Genomic DNA, 19075 nt, shown 5'->3' with positions numbered 1-19075 from the left:
TCCCCCTTGCAAACATTGTTTACAAGGAATCTATTTTTTATTCACTAATCTCACAAAAAACAATACGTTCTTTTTTATTTATATCTTGAATGACTGATACATGGGCATTTGGAAAGCTTTTTTTGAAAAAATTCGCTACGGCTTCTCCTTGTGTATAACCGATTTCCAGCCCAATTAATGCCGGCCTCTTCATAAGAGCCGGTAAATTTTCTGCTAGTTTACGATAAAGCAAGAGTCCTTCTTCATCGGCAAACAATGCCTGATGAGGTTCGTGCGCTACGACAACATCGGACATATCCTCCATTTCCTCATATGCGATATACGGCGGATTAGAAAGGACAACATCCCATTTTTCATTTGCAATCGGTTCTGTTAAATCGCCTAGCTTAAATTCAATTTCCGCTTGCAGCTGCTCAGCGTTTTTTTGTGCTGTTGCAAGTGCTGCAGGTGAAAGATCCGTTGCTGTTACATCAAGCTGCGGACATTCCTTTTTCATTGTAATGGCAATGGCACCACTGCCAGTCCCAATGTCGGCAAACTTCAGATTTTGCTTGTCTCCGAATAACTTGCGGATCCGCTCAATCGTTCCAACAATCAGTTCTTCCGTTTCCGGACGAGGGATCAGTACCGATTCATCAACTATAAATGAGCGTCCGTAAAATTCTTCTACACCCGTTATATATTGTACAGGACGCCCTTTCACATGCTCTTGAATAAAAGCATCAAATTGCTGTTGCTGCTCTTCGGGTAGAATATCGTGCATCTTCATCATTAATCCTGAATAGCTTGTCTGTAAAATATGCTGCAATAAAATCCGTGCGGCATTTCCTTCGCGACCGTTTTCCTCTAAAAAAGAAGAAGCCCCATTCAGGGCCTCAAAAATGGTTTTATGCATCTTCATTTAAATTTGATAAGCGTGTTGCCTGCTCATCTAAAATAAGTGCATCGATGATTTCATCCAGCTTACCTTCAACGATTTGGTCAAGTTTTTGAATCGTTAAACCAATTCGGTGATCTGTTACGCGGTTTTGTGGATAGTTGTAAGTACGGATACGTTCAGAACGGTCGCCTGTTCCTACTGCTGTCTTACGTGTTGCATCGATTTCAGCCTGTGCTTCTTGACGGTGTTTATCCGCTACACGTGCTACTAAAATTTTCATCGCTTTTTCACGGTTCTTAATTTGTGAACGTTCATCTTGCATCGAAACGACAACACCTGTCGGTAAGTGGGTCATACGAACAGCAGACATCGTTGTATTTACTGACTGACCACCTGCACCAGATGAAGCGAATGTATCAACGCGAATATCTTTTTCATGAATTTCTACATCTTCTACATGTACTTCCGGTAAACATGCTACCGTAGCAGTTGATGTATGGATACGGCCTTGTGATTCTGTCGCAGGTACACGTTGAACACGGTGAGCGCCATTTTCATATTTGAATTTTGAATATGCACCTTGACCGTTGATCATGAAGATTACTTCTTTAAATCCACCTGCCGGGTTTGGTGTTGCTTCCATTACATCCACTTTCCAGCCTTGCGTTTCCGCATAGCGTGTGTACATACGGAATAGGTCACCAGCAAAAATATTGGCTTCGTCACCACCAGCAGCACCGCGGATCTCCATAATTACGTTTTTCGAATCGTTCGGGTCTTTAGGGATTAATAAAATACGCAGACGATCTTCTAACTCTGGAACTTGTTTGTTTAAATCGTTAAACTCTTCCTTCATCATTTCCAGCATATCTGCATCTTTTTCAATTTCCATTAATTCGCGTGTATCTGCCAGTTGCTCTTTCACCGATTTGTATTCACGGTATACTTCTACCATTTCCTGAATATCGGATTGCTCTTTCGAATATTCGCGAAGCTTATTGGAATCGCTGACGATATCCGGGTCGCTTAGTAATTCATTTAATCTTTCGTAACGGTCTTCAACCGCCTGTAAACGATCAAACATCTATATTTCACCTCTAAAAGTTATTTTGTTATTAGTTGTATTTCACTCGTCTTCTCACGAGTCACGTTAAAATGCACCTTTACTAGTATAAAGAAATTTTACGGTTGTTGCTACATCTATGTTGAACTTTCTTCATATCATTTACACATTGGCATTCATATATTTAAATTTGGTTGTGCCGTTCACTCTAAATTATAGTGGCGGATTGGAATGGCACTTGCGACAAACAGGATAATAACTATCATTACCCCCAATTTGAATCTGATCACCTGTACGGACCGGCTTTTTATTTTCATCTACTCGTAAGTTCATCGTCGCCTTCTTATGACAGAACCAGCAAATAGTTTTCATTTCCTCAATTTTATCCGCGTATATCGTCATATAACGGCTGCCTTCAAACAGCTCATTCTGGAAGTCATTTTTCAAGCCAAAGCCCATAACAGGAATGTTCAGCTCATCGACAATTTGAGTCAGCTGCAATACATGTTCTTTTGATAAAAATTGTACTTCGTCTACAAGTACACAATATAATCTTTCTTCGTGTTTTTCTACTATTTCATATATGTTTGTATCTTCAAACACCGCAATCGCCGGACGTCTTAAACCGATTCGGCTTGAAACTGTTCCGACTTCATCACGTGTATCAATTCCTGAAGTAAAAATCAGTACCGCTTTATTTTGCTCTTCATAATTGTGGGCAACTTTTAAAATTTCAATCGATTTCCCGCTATTCATCGCCCCATGCTTATAAAATAATTGCGCCATTTCTATTTCCTCATTTCTAATTAAAATTGCAAGTTCGTTTTTTCACCAACAAAAAACCTTGAGTATCTAACTCAAGGTCAACTTTTACTTCTTTTATCTTAGCTAGTTTTTTGTCATTCGTCTATTGTAAAAGGTGCTCTATTTATTAGAATCTTTCTCTTTAGAAAAACATGTGCGAAAGATTTCTAATTTCTTCTAATATATTTTTATTTCTTCTAATATAAGTTTGAACTTCTAATATAATATGTACATTTTCTAATATCGCATTGCGGTTTTCAAATAAACGTTTCGGATTTTCTAATAACCTGCAAAATTTTTTTAATAACTGCGCAATATCTTCTAATAAAACAAAATTAATGCTCTACAAAAATTAAAAACCCATTTCCGGAAATCCGGAAATGGGCAGAGGTATTATTTCATACCATATTTTTTGTTGAAGCGATCTACACGTCCGTCTGCAGAAGCGAACTTTTGACGACCTGTATAGAATGGGTGACATTCGTTACAGAACTCGATTGAGATCTTTTCTTTAACTGAACCTGTTTCAAAAGAATTACCACAAGAGCAAGTTACTGTTGCTACTTTGTAATCTGGGTGGATACCTTGTTTCATATTCGTTTTCTCCTCTCGCCCTGAACCATCCGGAACAGAGTATTTTCGAACTGCACCTTACATAGCCCGAATATGTCACTACATACGTAATGTGTTGAGGTCAGCTATATATGTGCACGTTTCATACTTAAAGAAGTATAGCAAGTTTTAAAAAAGGTTGCAACTATTTTATATTATTTTACGAAATTGAATGTATGTAGTTCCTCACTAAATCAAGAACTTGATTTTCATTCCGGTCAATCTTCTAAAATTCTATAACAACCCTTTACCGTTCGTAGCTTTCTTCATATCTGTATCAAGCTTTTCAAAGAATTCTTCGTTTGTTTTTGTTGTGCGTATTTTGCGTAAGAACTTTTCACCGAAGTCATGTGAATCGCTGAATGTTTTACGGATTGCCCATAATTTATCAAGCTGGTCTTTCGGAATAAGAAGCTCTTCTTTACGTGTACCTGAACGGCGGATATCGATTGCCGGGAAAATACGGCGTTCTGCCAAGCTACGATCTAAGTGCAGTTCAAGGTTACCCGTTCCTTTGAATTCTTCATAAATTACTTCGTCCATACGGCTGCCTGTATCAATAAGAGCAGTCGCTAAAATTGTTAAACTGCCGCCCTCTTCGATATTACGGGCAGAACCGAAGAAACGTTTCGGACGGTGGAATGCAGCAGGGTCAATACCACCTGAAAGTGTACGGCCACTTGGCGGGATTACTAAGTTATAGGCACGTGCTAAACGTGTAATCGAATCCATTAAAATAATAACATCGCGTTTTTGTTCTACTAGACGTCGTGCACGTTCCAAAACGATTTCCGCTACTTTTACATGGTTTTCAGGCACTTCATCAAACGTTGAAGATACTACGTCTGCATTAACTGAACGTTCGATATCCGTTACTTCTTCCGGACGCTCATCGATAAGTAGTACGATCAGTTCCGCTTCCGGATGGTTTGTCGTAATCGCATTGGCAATTTCTTTTAATAAAGATGTTTTACCGGCTTTTGGCGGCGCAACAATTAAACCACGCTGACCAAAACCAACCGGCGCTACTAAATCCATAATACGCGTCGAAAGTTTTGTAGGAACTGTTTCCAATTTGATATGGCGATTCGGGTAAAGCGGCGTTAATGCAGGGAAATGCACACGTTCTTTTGCAACTTCAGGGTCCTCGCCATTTACAGCATCAACTTGCAATAAGCCATAGTAACGTTCATTTTCTTTTGGTGGACGAACTTTCCCTGAAACTTTATCACCATTTCGTAAATCGAAGCGACGAATTTGGGAAGCAGAAATGTAAATATCCTCTTTTGAAGGAGAGTAGTTAATCGGGCGCAGGAATCCGAAGCCGTCTGTAGGAATAATTTCCAAAACACCTTCCATGAAAAAGAAGCCTTCTTGTTCAGAGCGGGTTTTTAAGATTGCAAAAATTAGTTCCTTTTTATTTAGCTTACTAGCATTTGATAATTTGTATTGCTTCGCTAAAGCATATAATTCTTTTAATGTCATGCTTTCTAATTGAGCAATTGTTAATGCTGTCATACGTTTTCTCCAGTCTATTAAAATTTAATTTGAAAAAATTAAGTTATTGTTTAGGAATTTGTGTAAGAGAAGTATACTACACTTTATTTGAAAGATGCCCAGTTTTTACACTGGGCATTTATTATATTATAGTGCAAGTAATTTGAAAATGGGCATTTTCTATCTGAGGCTACTTACATTATACGGGAAGTTAAATTTGGTCATACTTTGGTTTTTTATCAATGCTGTGGCGTCCTTCGATAAAGCGTACTGTTCCTGTTTTTGCACGCATAACAACTGAATGTGTAAGTGCATAGGAACCTTTATATTGAACACCGCGTAAAAGCTCCGAATCTGTTACAGCTGTTGCTGCAAAAATAGCATCATCGCCTTTAACTAGGTCTTCCATCATTAATACTTTATCTACGTCGACTCCCATTTTTACGCAACGAGCAAGCTGTTCTTCATCTTCAGGCACTAGTTTCGCTTGGAAATCGCCACCTAAACATTTTAATGCAACTGCCGCAATAACGCCTTCTGGGGCACCACCCATACCGAACATAATATCGATACCAGTTTCATCGAATGCTGTGTTAATCGCTGCACCTACATCACCGTCTTGGATGAATTTAATACGTGCACCCGCTTCACGGATTTCATCGACAATATGCTGATGACGTGGACGGTCTAAAAGTGTTGCTACCACATCGGAAATATCTTTATTTTTTGCCTTTGCCACTTGCAATAAGTTGTACGTAACAGAAGCGTTAATATCAACTTTTCCTGCTGCTTCCGGTCCTACAGCTATTTTATCCATATACATATCAGGCGCATTTAATAGATTGCCACGGTCTGCAATTGCCAGTACTGTCATCGCGCCATTTGTACCTTTTGCTACGATATTTGTACCTTCTAATGGATCTACTGCGATATCAACTTCAGGTCCGCCATTTCGAAGCCCTAATTCTTCACCGATATAAAGCATCGGTGCTTCATCCATTTCTCCTTCACCAATTACAACTGTCGCATGCATTGGGATTGTATCAAACATAACACGCATCGCTGTTGTTGCTGCGTCGTCCGCTTCATTTTTAAGTCCGCGTCCCATCCATTTCGCTGATGCAATCGCTGCTGCTTCTGTTACACGTACTACTTCCATTGATAAACTACGTTCCATTTTGTGTTTGCCTCCTGTAATCGGTTAAAACCGATTTTAACAGCCTAAATTAACTGCTTTTTTGAATTGTATTATGAACTAACATATTTTCATTACCCAAATATATATTATCATACTCTCATCGTTACGCGATTCTGATCACGAATTATAGCAAATTTATGCATTATTCTTTGTATTAATGACAATGGACTCTTTATGAATATTTGCCCCGATTGCACACAGCTTTTCGATTAACGAACTATAGCCGCGCTCAATATGGTAAATATCGTGAATTTCTGTTTCACCTTTTGCGATAAGTCCAGCCAATACTAATGCGGCACCTGCGCGTAAATCTGTTGCCGTTACCGTGGATCCTTCCAAAGATGCAGGTCCTTGAATGATGGCAGTATTGCCTTCAACACGAGCTTTTGCACTCATACGTCGCAGTTCATCTATATGCTTGAAACGAGCAGAATAAATCGTATCTGTAATCATCGAAGTACCTTCTGCCTGTGTCATTAATACAGATAAAGGCTGTTGAACATCAGTCGGGAATCCTGGGTAGACAAGTGTTTTCACATCAATTGCCTGCAGTTTCGTTTGCTTGGAAATAAAGATGCTTTCCTCATTCTCTTCCACAGTTACACCCATTTCGCGAAGTTTCGCTGTGACGGCTTCCATGTGAAGCGGAATAACATTATCGATGAGTACACCATCACCAATTGCTGCAGCCATAATCATAAATGTGGCTGCTTCAATCCGGTCCGGTATAATTGTATGTTTTGTACCTTTTAGCTCATCGACACCTTCAATACGAATAACGCTCGTTCCTGCCCCTTTAATGTTGGCACCCATATTGGTTAATAGTGTTGCAACATCAATAATTTCAGGCTCTTTCGCTGCATTTTCGATTGTAGTTTTCCCTTTTGCACGCACTGCTGCCAGCATAATATTAATTGTTGCGCCGACACTTGCAACATCCAGGTAAATTTTCGCACCGATTAGTTCTTCTGCGCGTAAATAAATGGCACCGTGCTCATTTGTTACTTTTGCTCCTAAAGCTTCAAAACCTTTAATATGTTGATCAATTGGACGCGGCCCTAAAAAACATCCGCCTGGCATGCCGATTACCGCTTGTTTAAAACGTCCAAGCATGGCACCCATCATATAATAGGAAGCACGTAATTTTTTAACATTGCCGTTTGGCAGCGGCATCGCAACCATTTTTGATGGATCAATCTTCATCTTGCCATTTTCGAATGTTACTTCGCCGCCAATTTCTTCAAGTAGTGCCTTTAACGTCCATGCATCTGAAATCTCTGGAATTCCTCCAATGGTAACGGAAGAATCAGCCAAAATTGATGCAGGAATTAAAGCAACTGCGCTATTTTTTGCACCGCTAACGGTTATTTTACCTTTTAGACGATTTCCGCCTTGTATTTTATAAACATCCATTTTGTGTTCTCCCTTACATTGGACAAATTTCACAGTAAAGTAGACTGCAACTGCTGTGAGGTATTCTTATTATTTCCCTTCACGCTTTGCCCAATCCGCTAAAAATCCTTCAATTCCTTTGTCTGTTAATGGATGATTAAACAGTTGCTGTAAAACTTTGTATGGAGTTGTTGCAATATGTGCGCCAGCTAGTGCAGCTTGCGTAATATGTTGCGGATGACGAATAGATGCGGCAATAATTTCCGTGTCAATTTCGTGGATTGCAAACATTTCCGCAATTTCACGGATTAATTCTACGCCATCTTGACCAATATCATCTAGACGTCCTAAGAATGGAGATACATAAGAAGCGCCTGCACGTGCTGCCATCAATGCTTGGTTAGCAGAGAAAATTAATGTCACGTTCGTTTTAATCCCTTTTTCAGAGAAGTGTTTACATGCTTTTAATCCTTCCGGTGTCATTGGAAGTTTTACTGTAATATTCGGGTGAATCGCAGCCAATTCTTCCCCTTCACGAATCATTCCTTCAGCATCTAAAGAAATTACTTCACCAGAAACCGAGCCGTTTACCAGCTCAGCAATTTCACGTAAGCGGTCGTGGAAATTCACGCCTGATTCTTTTGCAACTAATGATGGGTTTGTCGTTACACCTGAAAGAATCCCCCAAGAGTATGCTTCTTTAATTTCGTCAAAGTTTGCTGTATCGATAAAAAATTTCATTATAATAGCCTCCGATTTACATTTGATTATAAAAACACATCTCGCTCAATTTGTGAACGAGATGTCTTATGTTGAAAAACACGTGTTCACAAAGAAAAGTACGCTTATTTTGTGCACTTTTCTTTTGTGGATTCATTATTCCGCATTAATAGGTAGAATTTCTGCCTTGAAAACGTATCGGCAGATGAAGACTCCCGTGAAAGAAGGTTCACTCTATCAATTAAGCTTTTCCAGAGCTGCCGAATTCGCGCATTTTACCGATTACTGTCGCTTTAATGGCTTCACGAGCTGGACCTAAATATTTACGTGGATCATATGTTTTCTTATCATTTTCTAAAAATTCACGGATTACTTTCGTAGCCGAAATTTGGTTTTCTGTGTTGACATTAATTTTTGCTGTACCTAAAGAAATTGAACGTTGAATATCTTTTGTTGGAATACCAGTTCCACCATGTAATACTAACGGAACATCTGTTAACGTTGAGATTTCTTCCATTTCGGCAAATCCTAAGTTTGGTTCGCCTTTGTAAGGACCGTGAACAGAACCTAATGCTGGAGCTAAACAGTCAATACCTGTAGCTTCAACTAGTGCTTTACATTCCTGTGGGTTTGCGTACATAATGCCGCCAATGACACCGTCTTCCTCGCCGCCTACAGTACCAAGTTCCGCTTCAACAGATACACCTTTTGCATGTGCATACTCCACAACTTGTTTAGTCGTTTGAATATTTTCTTCGAATGGATGGTGTGAAGCGTCAATCATAACAGAAGAGAAACCAGCATCGATTGCTTCTTTACATTTATCGAAGCTTGAACCATGATCTAAATGAATTGCTACTGGAACAGTTGTTTTGTAGCTTTCCATTAAGCCTTCAACCATTTTTACTACAGCAATGAAGCCGCCCATATATTTTCCGGCACCTTCAGAAACACCTAGAATTACCGGTGATTTTTCTTCTTCTGCTGCTTGTAAAATGGCTTGTGTCCATTCCAGGTTGTTAATATTGAATTGACCTACTGCATAACCTTCTGCTTTTGCTTTAATTAACATTTCTTTCATTGAAACTAATGCCATTATTAAAATCCTCCTCGAAGATACATAAATAGTTTGCTGCTAGAAAAACATAGTTTGCGCAAAATGCTTTTTTTAAGTATTTTTTTCATCGTCTATTCCATGCAAAATCACATGAATTGACAAAAACATTTAGATTAATCATAACAAAAACAGACAGTATGCGCTACTGCCTGCTCGCCTGTTTCATTTATATTTTTTCAGTCTTTTCTACTAGTTTATTAACTTCATCACGTACTTCAAAAATATTAAAAGGTTTGGTAAAGTATTTTATCACACCTAATTCATTCGCTCTGTCCATCATATGCTGTTCCACATAAGCAGTCATCATCATTACAGGTAGCTCCGGGTGATCTTCTTTCAAACGGGCTAAAATCTCCAGTCCGTCCATTCCGGGTATTTTCATATCCAGCAGGACGCAATCGAGAGCATTTTCCTGTGCAATTTTTATTGCGTCAAATCCATTTGCCGCTAGATAAGTTGTGAATCCTTCTTTTTTAAATACTTCATTTAGAAGCATCCTTATTCCCTGCTGATCATCTACTATTAGTATCCCCTTCAATGTGATCCCCCATTATAATAATAATTTCCCGGATTAACGGGTAGTAAGACTCCCGCCTCTGTACTTATCAAGGGCGAAAAGGATAGGCGGGAGATCAACTACCCATAAATGCCCGATTGGTTCAACTAACAATCAGTGGGCAAGAACCCCCCACTGATTGAAGTTTCACTTTATATAAGTTACATTCTATTACTAAATTGATTTCCCCTCTTTTATCGAGAGAGTTTGTGCTTTTGCTTTTTTATGTGCACAATTTTATAATAACTTTGAGGTGTTAATATGTCTAAAATTTTAACTACGCAATTAACAGGTCTTCTACAGCGCATTCAGCAAACTGAAGAAGAATCTATTGAAGAAACTGCAAGATTATTGGCACAGGCAGCAATTGGGCAAGGAACAATTTACTTTGCGGCATTTGGTGAAATGAAAGCTGTTGCAATAAATGCAGAGCTTGGTGAAGGTAAATTTGCTAAGTTTGCACGCTATACAGAAAATGTTGAACTTTTGCCTGCTGACCGTGTAATTATTTTTACTCGACACGCAACAGATGAACAAGCATTAAAACTTGCTCAGCAACTGCATGCAGAATTTATCCCATTTGCGGCTGTCGCAAGTGAAATGGCCGGCGATGAAAATCCGTTAAGCGATCTTGCTTATACGTATATTTCATTGAAAGTGCGCGGTGGCATTTTGCCGCATCCTACAAAGCTCGGCGAACGCATCGTATTTCCACATCTTATTGCAGCTTTATATATTTATGAAGCAATTAAGATGGAATTCGACGAAATGCTCGTGGACGATGATGAAGAGGACGACGAATTAATGGACAGCCATCCGTCTCCATTCGCATAATTTATTGACGACTCTTAATCCATACTGGTATGGGGGTCGTCTTTTATATTTTTAAATTTATATGTGCCTCTCTTTGATTAGAAGGTAAATTAGTTGTTCGGAGTGAAGGCGGCGACTCCCAGGGGCCAAGCACGTGGGAGAGACTTGGAACAAAAGCTAGGAGCGCCACGTCCTGTGGCAACGCTTTTGTGACCAACATCGTGTTGGCCTCGTGCCCCCAGGAAAGCGTCCGCCGTAACGGAGAACAACGGATACAAAGTAGGTATACAAATTAAGCAGCTCAAACTTTACTATCGTAAAATTGAGCTGCTTTTAATTTTGGAGCTACTTTTGCCCCAATTCTTTATTTTTTATTATTAAACGCTGCGCCAACAAACTCACGGAATAATGGTTGTGGACGTTGTGGACGTGAAATTAATTCTGGGTGGAACTGGCCAGCCACAAAGAATTTCTTTTCCGGTAACTCAACAATTTCTACTAATTTATTGTTAGGAGATAATCCTGAGAATACCATACCTTCCGCTTCCATTGCTTCACGGAATTCATTGTTGAACTCGTAACGGTGACGGTGACGTTCGTATACTAATTCTTCACCATTGTAAGCCGCGCGTGCACGAGATCCTTCTTTTAATTTACATGGATATAGACCAAGACGTAATGTTCCGCCGATATCTGTATCTTCTGTTTGATCCGGTAAGAAATCGATAATCGGATACTTCGTGTTTTTGTCCAGTTCTGTTGAGTGTGCACCTTCCAAGCCCATAACATTACGTGCAAATTCTACAGTCGCCATTTGCATACCTAGGCAAATACCGAAGAACGGTACATCGTTTTCACGTGCATAACGGATCGATTCGATTTTTCCTTCAACACCACGGTCGCCGAAACCACCTGGCACTAAAATACCGTCTGCTTGTCCTAGCAATTCATCAACATTTTCCGCTGTAACGTGCTCAGCATTGATCCAGTCGATTGCGATATCTGAATTGTATACATAACCTGCATGTTTTAACGCTTCTACAACTGAAATATAAGCATCTTGCAATTCTACGTATTTACCTACTAAAGCGATACGTGTTTTGTGCTCCAGGTTTTTCACTAAATGTACAAGCTCTTTCCAATCTGTCATATCCGCTTTTGGCGCTGTAATACCGAAATGATCAAGAACGATTTGGTCAAAACCTTGTGCATGAAGATTTAATGGCACTTCATATAAATGTTCTGCATCACGTGATTCGATAATATCAGAAGGTTTTACGTCACAGAATAACGCGATTTTTTCTTTCATGTCTTGTGGAACTGGTTGTTCTGTACGTAATACGATAATATTTGGCTGAATACCTAATGAACGCAACTCTTTAACAGAGTGCTGTGTCGGTTTTGTTTTCATTTCACCAGCAGCTGCAATATAAGGCATTAATGTACAGTGGATGTACATTACATTTTCATGGCCTAAATCACGGCGCATTTGGCGAATCGCTTCTAGGAATGAAAGTGATTCAAAGTCACCTACTGTACCACCGATTTCCGTAATAACAACATCAGCAGAAGTTTCACGGCCAGCACGTTGTACACGTTCTTTAATTTCATTTGTTACGTGAGGAATTACTTGAACTGTACCACCATTGTAGTCACCGCGGCGCTCTTTATTTAGTACCGATTGATATACTTTACCTGAAGTAACAGTTGAGTGTTTACCAAGATTAATATCGATGAAACGCTCATAGTGACCTAAGTCTAAGTCCGCTTCTGCACCATCATCTGTAACGAATACTTCACCATGCTGGTATGGACTCATTGTACCTGGATCAATATTTAAATATGGATCAAATTTTTGAATTGTTACTTCCAATCCACGATTTTTTAATAGACGACCTAAAGATGCTGCTACAATCCCTTTACCAAGTGATGAAACTACCCCACCTGTTACGAAAATATACTTTGTCATACAAATTCCTCCTTCTTTTAAAACAAATTAGAAAAACACTCTATTGCTTCCTAAATGCAAGGGAATGTTTTTCTAATTAAAAACGCATGAAAAAATAAAAAACGCTCCTCCTGCACTATTTTGCAGGGGGAGCGTATAACTTATACGGTCAATCTCCTCTTTAAAGGAGCCCAAGTAAAAGATTATACGGAACTGAAATAGAAGTCAAGCACTTTCAATTTCCAATGTGAAAATTGATTACTTTAAATCTTCGTCTTCTTCTAATTCCTCATCTAACTCTTCGTCTATTTCTTCTTCATCATCCTCGATAATAAATGTATCATCTTCATCGATTATTTCTTCATCGATGTCAGGATCGATTTCTTCAATATCTTCTTCTACGAAGTCGATTTCCTCATCCACTTCTTCCTCTTCTTCGTCGTCAACGAATTCATCGTAATCTTCCTCGAATAATACATCCTCTTCTTCAAGGTCGATAACTTCATCTTCATCTTCGTCGTCAACAGCTTTTGCTTTCTTCTTACGTGTCTTAATTGTTGGCGCTGTTTCTTCTTCGATTGTTTCTACTTTATACCACTCACGTAAACCCCAGCCATTTTCTTGGTTTAATAAAAAGCGGCCTTCTACGTTTAAGTCAGTATAAAATTGTACTAAACGGGATTTTAAATCTTCATCCGAAATACCATTTAATGCTTGAATACCTTTTAATAATTCATTTAACGGCATTGCTTGTTTTTTATCTTCTAATAGTGCGTATGCTAAGTCGATTAATGACTCTTCTGCTAATTGTTCATCTGTCATACCACGAAAGTTCAAATCGTGCACGTCCTTTCCATTCTTACATGTCTATTTATCAATTACGACTCGGCGTAATTGCGTTTGGATTCGTCTTCCAAATCCTTAACATCTGCCGAAGATCTTATACCCGCTCTTGTCGTTGCTTGTACAACAACTGGATGGATATAAGCATAATACCCATTATATACAAACATGCTATCACTATGCTAGTTTCATTTCTTGTTTTTTAAATTTGTTACTTTTTTATAGGCAACAAAAAATAAAATGAAGGATAAAAGCAGCAAAGGGATTGCTGCTAGTTGTCGGTTATATAAAAAGAAGGTTGCGATTAGGCATGCTAAAATTAAAATATAATGTACATACTGTTGCACTATTGCGCACCTTCCTTCATCAGATCGTCCATGTATTTACTAGTATAACGAAAATTTCCGCACTCGTGGTATTCTAAGTTCATTTTTTTGCATTTTTTACTAATAACTAAGTAAATAAGGCTAGTTATTAAGTTGTTTTCCGCATGCTACAAACAATAAATCTGTTATCCCCTACATATTTCGGCGGTATTGGCCGCCTACTTCATAGAGGGCCTGTGTAATTTGGCCAAGGCTCGCTACTTTAACCGTTTCCATTAATTCTTCAAAAATATTGCCACCTGTTTTAGCTACTTCTTTTAATCGATCAAGCGCTTTTTGGCTATTGTCCGCATTTGATTCTTTAAAGCTTGCCAAGTTTGCAATTTGCAAATCTTTTTCTTCTTTAGAAGCACGTGCGATCTCCATGTTATCGATTGCTTCTTCAGATGGCGGATTCGGGTTTAAATACGTGTTCACGCCAATAATCGGCAGTTGTCCTGAATGTTTTAAATGCTCATAGTGCATCGATTCTTCCTGGATTTTTCCGCGCTGATACTGTGTTTCCATCGCACCAAGTACCCCGCCGCGATCATTCATGCGATCAAACTCTTCCAGCACCTTCTCTTCCACCAGCTGTGTAAGCTCTTCAATAATGAATGCCCCTTGTAACGGGTTTTCGTTTTTCGATAAGCCGTGCTCTTTTGTAATAATCATTTGAATCGCCATCGCGCGGCGTACCGATTCTTCTGTAGGCGTTGTAATTGCCTCATCGTACGCATTCGTATGCAGTGAGTTACAGTTATCCTGTAATGCCATTAATGCCTGCAGTGTTGTACGAATATCATTGAAGTCGATTTCCTGTGCATGCAGACTGCGGCCCGATGTTTGAATATGATACTTCAGCTTTTGCGAGCGGTCATTTGCGCCGTACTTTTCACGCATGACAACAGCCCAGATGCGACGTGCTACACGACCGATGACTGTATATTCAGGGTCAAGACCGTTCGAGAAGAAGAAACTTAAGTTCGGTGCAAAATCATCGATATTCATACCGCGGCTTAAATAATATTCAACATACGTAAAGCCGTTTGCCAATGTAAATGCAAGCTGCGAAATCGGATTCGCCCCGGCTTCGGCAATATGGTAGCCCGAAATGGATACCGAGTAGTAGTTTCTTACTTTATGATCGATGAAATATTGCTGGATATCGCCCATCATACGCAGCGCAAATTCAGTTGAGAAGATACAAGTATTTTGCCCCTGATCCTCTTTTAATATATCTGCCTGTACGGTACCGCGCACCACTTGCAATGTCTGTTCACGCGTTTCTATAAATTCTTCCACCGTTAAAGTACGGCCCAACTCCAGTTCACGCTTTTGTACTTGCTGGTCGATTGCTGTATTCATAAACATTGCCAGAATAATCGGAGCAGGTCCATTAATCGTCATCGATACAGATGTAGAAGGTGCACATAAATCAAAGCCCGCATAAAGTTTCTTCATATCATCCAATGTACAGATGCTTACACCAGACTCCCCGACTTTTCCGTAAATATCAGGACGTGTATGTGGATCTTCCCCGTATAATGTTACCGAATCGAATGCCGTCGATAAACGCTTCGCATCATCATCTTTTGATAAGTAGTGGAAACGCTTATTTGTACGTTCTGGAGTTCCTTCACCAGCAAATTGACGCTTCGGATCTTCTCCCTCTCGTTTGAACGGGAAAACCCCTGCTGTATACGGGAATTCACCTGGTACATTTTCTTTATACACCCAGCGTAAAACTTCGCCGTAATCTTTAAAGTTCGGCAGCGCGACTTTTGGAATTTTCAAGCCTGAAAGCGATTCGGTACGTAAAATTGTTTTAATCTCCTTATCACGCACTTTCGTAATAAGTTCGTCGCCAGCGTAAGCTTCTTTTAATTCATTCCAATTTTTCAGTATACGCTTCGACTCCGCAGTTAATTCATTTTGAACGCCTTCCAGTAAAGAATCAATTGATGCAGTTAATGCTGTTTCACTTTCCGGAAGCAGTGCTTTCGTTCCTTCAAGCTGATACCACTTCGTTGCCAGTAATGCCTGCTGTTCCGCATGCTTATGATAATTTCTGATCGTTTCCGAGATTTCGCGCAAGTAATAGCGACGGTCATTCGGAATAACAATGTTTTGCTTTTGTGTTTTCACAAATTGCTCATACGAAGTTTCCCAATCTAAACCGAACTTTTCATTAATTTTCGCTACAAGAGCCGCAAATAATGAGTTCGTACCTAAATCGTTGAACTGTGAAGCGATCGTCCCGAATACAGGCATATGATCAAGCGGTTCTTCCCATAGTTCACGTGAACGCTGGTATTGTTTCTGAACTTGACGCAATGCATCTTCAGAGCCTTTTCGTTCAAACTTGTTGATCGCAATCAAATCCGCAAAATCGATCATATCGATTTTTTCAAGCTGTGTCGGGGCACCGAATTCGCTCGTCATTACATACATCGAAAGGTCTGTATGTTTCGTAATTTCAGCATCGCCTTGCCCGATACCACTTGTTTCAACAAGGATTAAATCAAATCCTGCTGTGCGTACAACATCGAGTACATCACCAATCGAACTTGATAATTCCGTATGCGAGCCGCGTGTTGCCAAACTGCGCATATAAACACGGTTATTAAAGATGGCATTCATACGGATACGGTCACCTAATAAAGCCCCGCCTGTTTTTTGTTTTGTCGGGTCAACCGATATAATGGCAAGTTTTTTATCCGGAAATTCTTGCAGGAATCGGCGGATCAGTTCGTCTGTCAACGAAGATTTCCCTGCACCGCCTGTACCTGTAATCCCAACTACCGGTGTGTTTAAACTTTTAGTTCGTGCAAGCTGCAGCATTTCTTCAATTTCTGGATCCCCGCCAACTTCGGCAGCTGTAATTAAATTCGCCAAAATTTCCGGCGTATCGGTCGAAAGTTTTTCCAAAAGTTCTTTGTAATTTCCTTTTAGTGTAGAAAAATCTGCACCTTCAAGCTTTTTGTTTATCATCCCTTGTAAACCTAATTGGCGCCCATCTTCCGGTGAAAAAATGCCGGCAATGCCGTAATCATGCAGTTCCTTAATTTCGCGCGGCAATATTACACCACCGCCGCCACCGTAAATTTTAATATGTGGTGCCCCTTTTTCACGAAGCAGATCGTACATATATTTGAAATATTCAATATGACCGCCCTGATATGAAGATAGTGCCACCCCTTGCGCATCTTCCTGTATTGCAGCATTAACCACTTCCTCTACAGAACGGTTGTGGCCTAAATGAATGACTTCAGCCCCACTTGACTGTAAAATTCGGCGCATAATATTTATTGAAGCATCATGCCCATCAAAAAGGCTCGATGCTGTGACAAAGCGAATATGATTTTTTGGTTTGTATACTTCAGTTTTCCCCATTTTAATAACCCCTTTGTTATGTTGGAATAATGAAAAATAGCCATGCGAAGCAAACTGTTTAACTAGTTGCTCTACATGGCGATTCTCCTTTCCTAATTTTCAAACTGCATAATGCCTTGTAAAAACATTGTTGTTTGCAATTTTATATATTGATCGATCGTATATCTTTTTTGTAGTGCCCACTTACGGAATGCCCAACTTTGCCCTTGTACGACGATGTGATTTGCCGCTAAATAGATTGCATCTTCAGACAGCGTTAAATTACCGGCTTCAACACAGTCTTTTAATATACGTTCAAAGATTGCGACCATTTCAAGCTCTTTATCGAGAATGTAATGCATCGCAGCTTTTTGCAATGACTTCGTTTCCTGATACATAATCGTAAACTCCTCAGGCATTTGATCAATAAGCAAATAATATTGACGGATTGCCTGTTTCAAACCTTCGATTGTACCTGTATCGGAAGGGAAATCGGTTAAGCATTTCGTTACTTCATTGAAAATATTGTCACATACTAAAAATAAAACATCTTCTTTCGTACGAATATATTCATATAAAGTCCCGATAGAAAAACCGGCCGCTTTTGCAAGTTCTCTTGTTGTTGCACGATGGAATCCTTTTTCCTTGAAAAGCTTTACACCGGCATCGATAATTTGCTGACGGCGTGCGATAATTTTATTTTCATCTTTTATTGACGATTGGACGTGCAGCTTATCATTTTTTGCCATAGGCTATTTCGTAATCATACGCGAAATTACGAGGCGTTGAATTTCTTGTGTACCTTCATAAATTTGCGTGATTTTCGCATCGCGCATATAACGCTCTACCGGGTAATCCTTCGTATAGCCATAGCCGCCGAATACTTGAACAGCTTCTGTCGTTACTTTCATCGCTGTATCACCTGCAAGCAGTTTTGCCATTGCCGATGCTTTTCCGTATGGTAAGTCGTTTGATTCCAGCCATGCTGCCTGATACGTCAATAAACGAGAAGCTTCAATTTCTGTTGCCATATCTGCTAACTTGAATGATATACCTTGATTTGCTGTAATCGGCTTGCCAAATTGAACACGCTCTTTTGCATAGTCAACCGCTGCATCCAATGCACCCTGTGCAATACCTACTGCTTGAGCTGCAATTCCGTTACGTCCACCATCAAGTGTTTTCATAGCGATAACGAAACCTTGACCTTCTTCGCCTAATACGTTTTCTTTCGGTACACGGCAGTTGTCAAAGATGATTTCTGTCGTTGGAGATGAACGAATTCCTAGTTTCTTCTCTTTTTTCCCTACAGAGAATCCCGGGAAGTCCGCTTCAACGATAAAGGCAGTCGTGCCATTTTTCGCTTCCGGATCAGTAACCGCAAATACTACATAAATATCTGCAACCCCGCCATTTGTGATGAAGATTTTCGAACCATTTAAAATATAGTCGTCGCCGTCTTTTACTGCATAGGTTTTCATTCCGCCTGCATCACTGCCCGAAGCTGGTTCTGTTAAGCCGTAAGCACCGATTTTTTTACCTTCTGCCATTGGACGAAGATATTTTTGCTTTTGCTCTTCGTTGCCGAATTTAAAAATCGGCCAGCCTGCAAGTGATGTGTGTGCTGACAGTGTTACCCCTGTCGATGCACAAACACGTGATAATTCTTCAACTGCGATACAGTATGCCAAGTAGTCAAACCCTGCTCCGCCGTATTCTTCCGGCCAAGGAATACCTGTTAAGCCAAGCTCGGCCATTTTATCGAAAATACCGCGGTCAAATTCTTCGTGCTCGTCGCGGTGCTCTGCTGTTGGTGCTACCTCATTGATTGCAAAATCGCGAATCATTTCGCGTAATTGTTGGTGTTCTTCTGATAATTGAAAGTTCATTTC

The 19075-nt window shown here is 39.8% G+C and carries 16 protein-coding genes; 1 reads left to right on the top strand and 15 read right to left on the bottom strand.

Going from position 1 to position 19075, the window contains the following annotated elements; genetic code table 11:
• Window positions 1-37: 37 nt before the first annotated feature.
• From prmC to AC6CH1_RS00605, 10 genes are all read right to left on the bottom strand, one after another.
• Complete coding sequence (gene prmC / locus AC6CH1_RS00650) at window positions 38-901, bottom strand: peptide chain release factor N(5)-glutamine methyltransferase (RefSeq protein WP_498315981.1); 864 nt, start codon at window positions 899-901, stop codon at window positions 38-40.
• On the bottom strand, window positions 888-1964 hold the full coding sequence (gene prfA / locus AC6CH1_RS00645) for a peptide chain release factor 1 (protein WP_251689865.1): 1077 nt from the start codon (window positions 1962-1964) through the stop codon (window positions 888-890). Before prfA ends, prmC begins: the two co-directional genes overlap by 14 nt.
• A 192-nt stretch (window positions 1965-2156) precedes the next feature.
• Window positions 2157-2729, bottom strand: coding sequence for a thymidine kinase (locus AC6CH1_RS00640; protein WP_251689866.1), 573 nt, complete (start codon window positions 2727-2729; stop codon window positions 2157-2159).
• Between the two features lie 411 nt (window positions 2730-3140).
• Window positions 3141-3341 carry a 50S ribosomal protein L31 gene (rpmE, locus tag AC6CH1_RS00635; protein WP_008404481.1) on the bottom strand — a complete coding sequence of 67 codons (201 nt, stop codon included), beginning with the start codon at window positions 3339-3341 and terminating at the stop codon, window positions 3141-3143.
• A gap of 252 nt (window positions 3342-3593) precedes the next feature.
• On the bottom strand, window positions 3594-4877 hold the full coding sequence (gene rho, locus AC6CH1_RS00630) for a transcription termination factor Rho (protein ID WP_251689867.1): 1284 nt from the start codon (window positions 4875-4877) through the stop codon (window positions 3594-3596).
• Window positions 4878-5067: 190 nt separating this feature from the next.
• Window positions 5068-6033, bottom strand: a complete 966-nt coding sequence (gene glpX, locus AC6CH1_RS00625; protein ID WP_008404484.1) for a class II fructose-bisphosphatase — start codon at window positions 6031-6033, stop codon at window positions 5068-5070.
• Between the two features lie 156 nt (window positions 6034-6189).
• The gene (murA, locus tag AC6CH1_RS00620; protein ID WP_498315978.1) at window positions 6190-7467 is read right to left on the bottom strand and encodes a UDP-N-acetylglucosamine 1-carboxyvinyltransferase; all 1278 of its coding nucleotides are present in this window, start codon (window positions 7465-7467) and stop codon (window positions 6190-6192) included.
• Between the two features lie 69 nt (window positions 7468-7536).
• Window positions 7537-8187 carry a fructose-6-phosphate aldolase gene (fsa, locus tag AC6CH1_RS00615; RefSeq protein ID WP_079524628.1) on the bottom strand — a complete coding sequence of 217 codons (651 nt, stop codon included), beginning with the start codon at window positions 8185-8187 and terminating at the stop codon, window positions 7537-7539.
• Window positions 8188-8407: 220 nt separating this feature from the next.
• Window positions 8408-9262 carry a class II fructose-bisphosphate aldolase gene (locus tag AC6CH1_RS00610; RefSeq protein ID WP_251689869.1) on the bottom strand — a complete coding sequence of 285 codons (855 nt, stop codon included), beginning with the start codon at window positions 9260-9262 and terminating at the stop codon, window positions 8408-8410.
• A gap of 187 nt (window positions 9263-9449) precedes the next feature.
• Complete coding sequence (locus AC6CH1_RS00605; protein ID WP_251689870.1) at window positions 9450-9821, bottom strand: response regulator; 372 nt, start codon at window positions 9819-9821, stop codon at window positions 9450-9452.
• A 279-nt stretch (window positions 9822-10100) separates the two neighbouring features.
• Here AC6CH1_RS00605 and AC6CH1_RS00600 point away from each other — a divergent pair, with 279 nt between their 5' ends.
• Entirely contained in the window at window positions 10101-10673 is a 573-nt protein-coding gene (locus tag AC6CH1_RS00600) for a DUF2529 domain-containing protein (RefSeq protein ID WP_251689871.1), read from the top strand.
• 343 nt (window positions 10674-11016) lie between these two features.
• Here AC6CH1_RS00600 and pyrG read toward each other — a convergent pair whose 3' ends face one another.
• The 5 genes from pyrG to AC6CH1_RS00575 form a co-directional block, all read right to left on the bottom strand.
• On the bottom strand, window positions 11017-12621 hold the full coding sequence (pyrG, locus tag AC6CH1_RS00595; protein ID WP_251689872.1) for a CTP synthase: 1605 nt from the start codon (window positions 12619-12621) through the stop codon (window positions 11017-11019).
• Window positions 12622-12858: 237 nt separating this feature from the next.
• Window positions 12859-13446 carry a DNA-directed RNA polymerase subunit delta gene (rpoE, locus tag AC6CH1_RS00590; RefSeq protein ID WP_251689873.1) on the bottom strand — a complete coding sequence of 196 codons (588 nt, stop codon included), beginning with the start codon at window positions 13444-13446 and terminating at the stop codon, window positions 12859-12861.
• 515 nt (window positions 13447-13961) lie between these two features.
• Complete coding sequence (gene icmF, locus AC6CH1_RS00585) at window positions 13962-17204, bottom strand: fused isobutyryl-CoA mutase/GTPase IcmF (protein WP_498315974.1); 3243 nt, start codon at window positions 17202-17204, stop codon at window positions 13962-13964.
• Between the two features lie 92 nt (window positions 17205-17296).
• Window positions 17297-17932 carry a TetR/AcrR family transcriptional regulator gene (locus AC6CH1_RS00580; protein ID WP_251689875.1) on the bottom strand — a complete coding sequence of 212 codons (636 nt, stop codon included), beginning with the start codon at window positions 17930-17932 and terminating at the stop codon, window positions 17297-17299.
• A 3-nt stretch (window positions 17933-17935) separates the two neighbouring features.
• A complete protein-coding gene (locus tag AC6CH1_RS00575; RefSeq protein WP_251689876.1) occupies window positions 17936-19072 on the bottom strand; it encodes an acyl-CoA dehydrogenase in 1137 nt (378 codons plus the stop codon).
• Between the last annotated feature and the right edge of the window lie 3 nt (window positions 19073-19075).

The sequence above is a fragment of the Solibacillus sp. GQ1 genome (assembly GCF_059758555.1).
The sequence above is the reverse complement of the archived record's forward strand: the minus strand, read 5'-3'. Positions and strand labels throughout refer to the sequence as shown.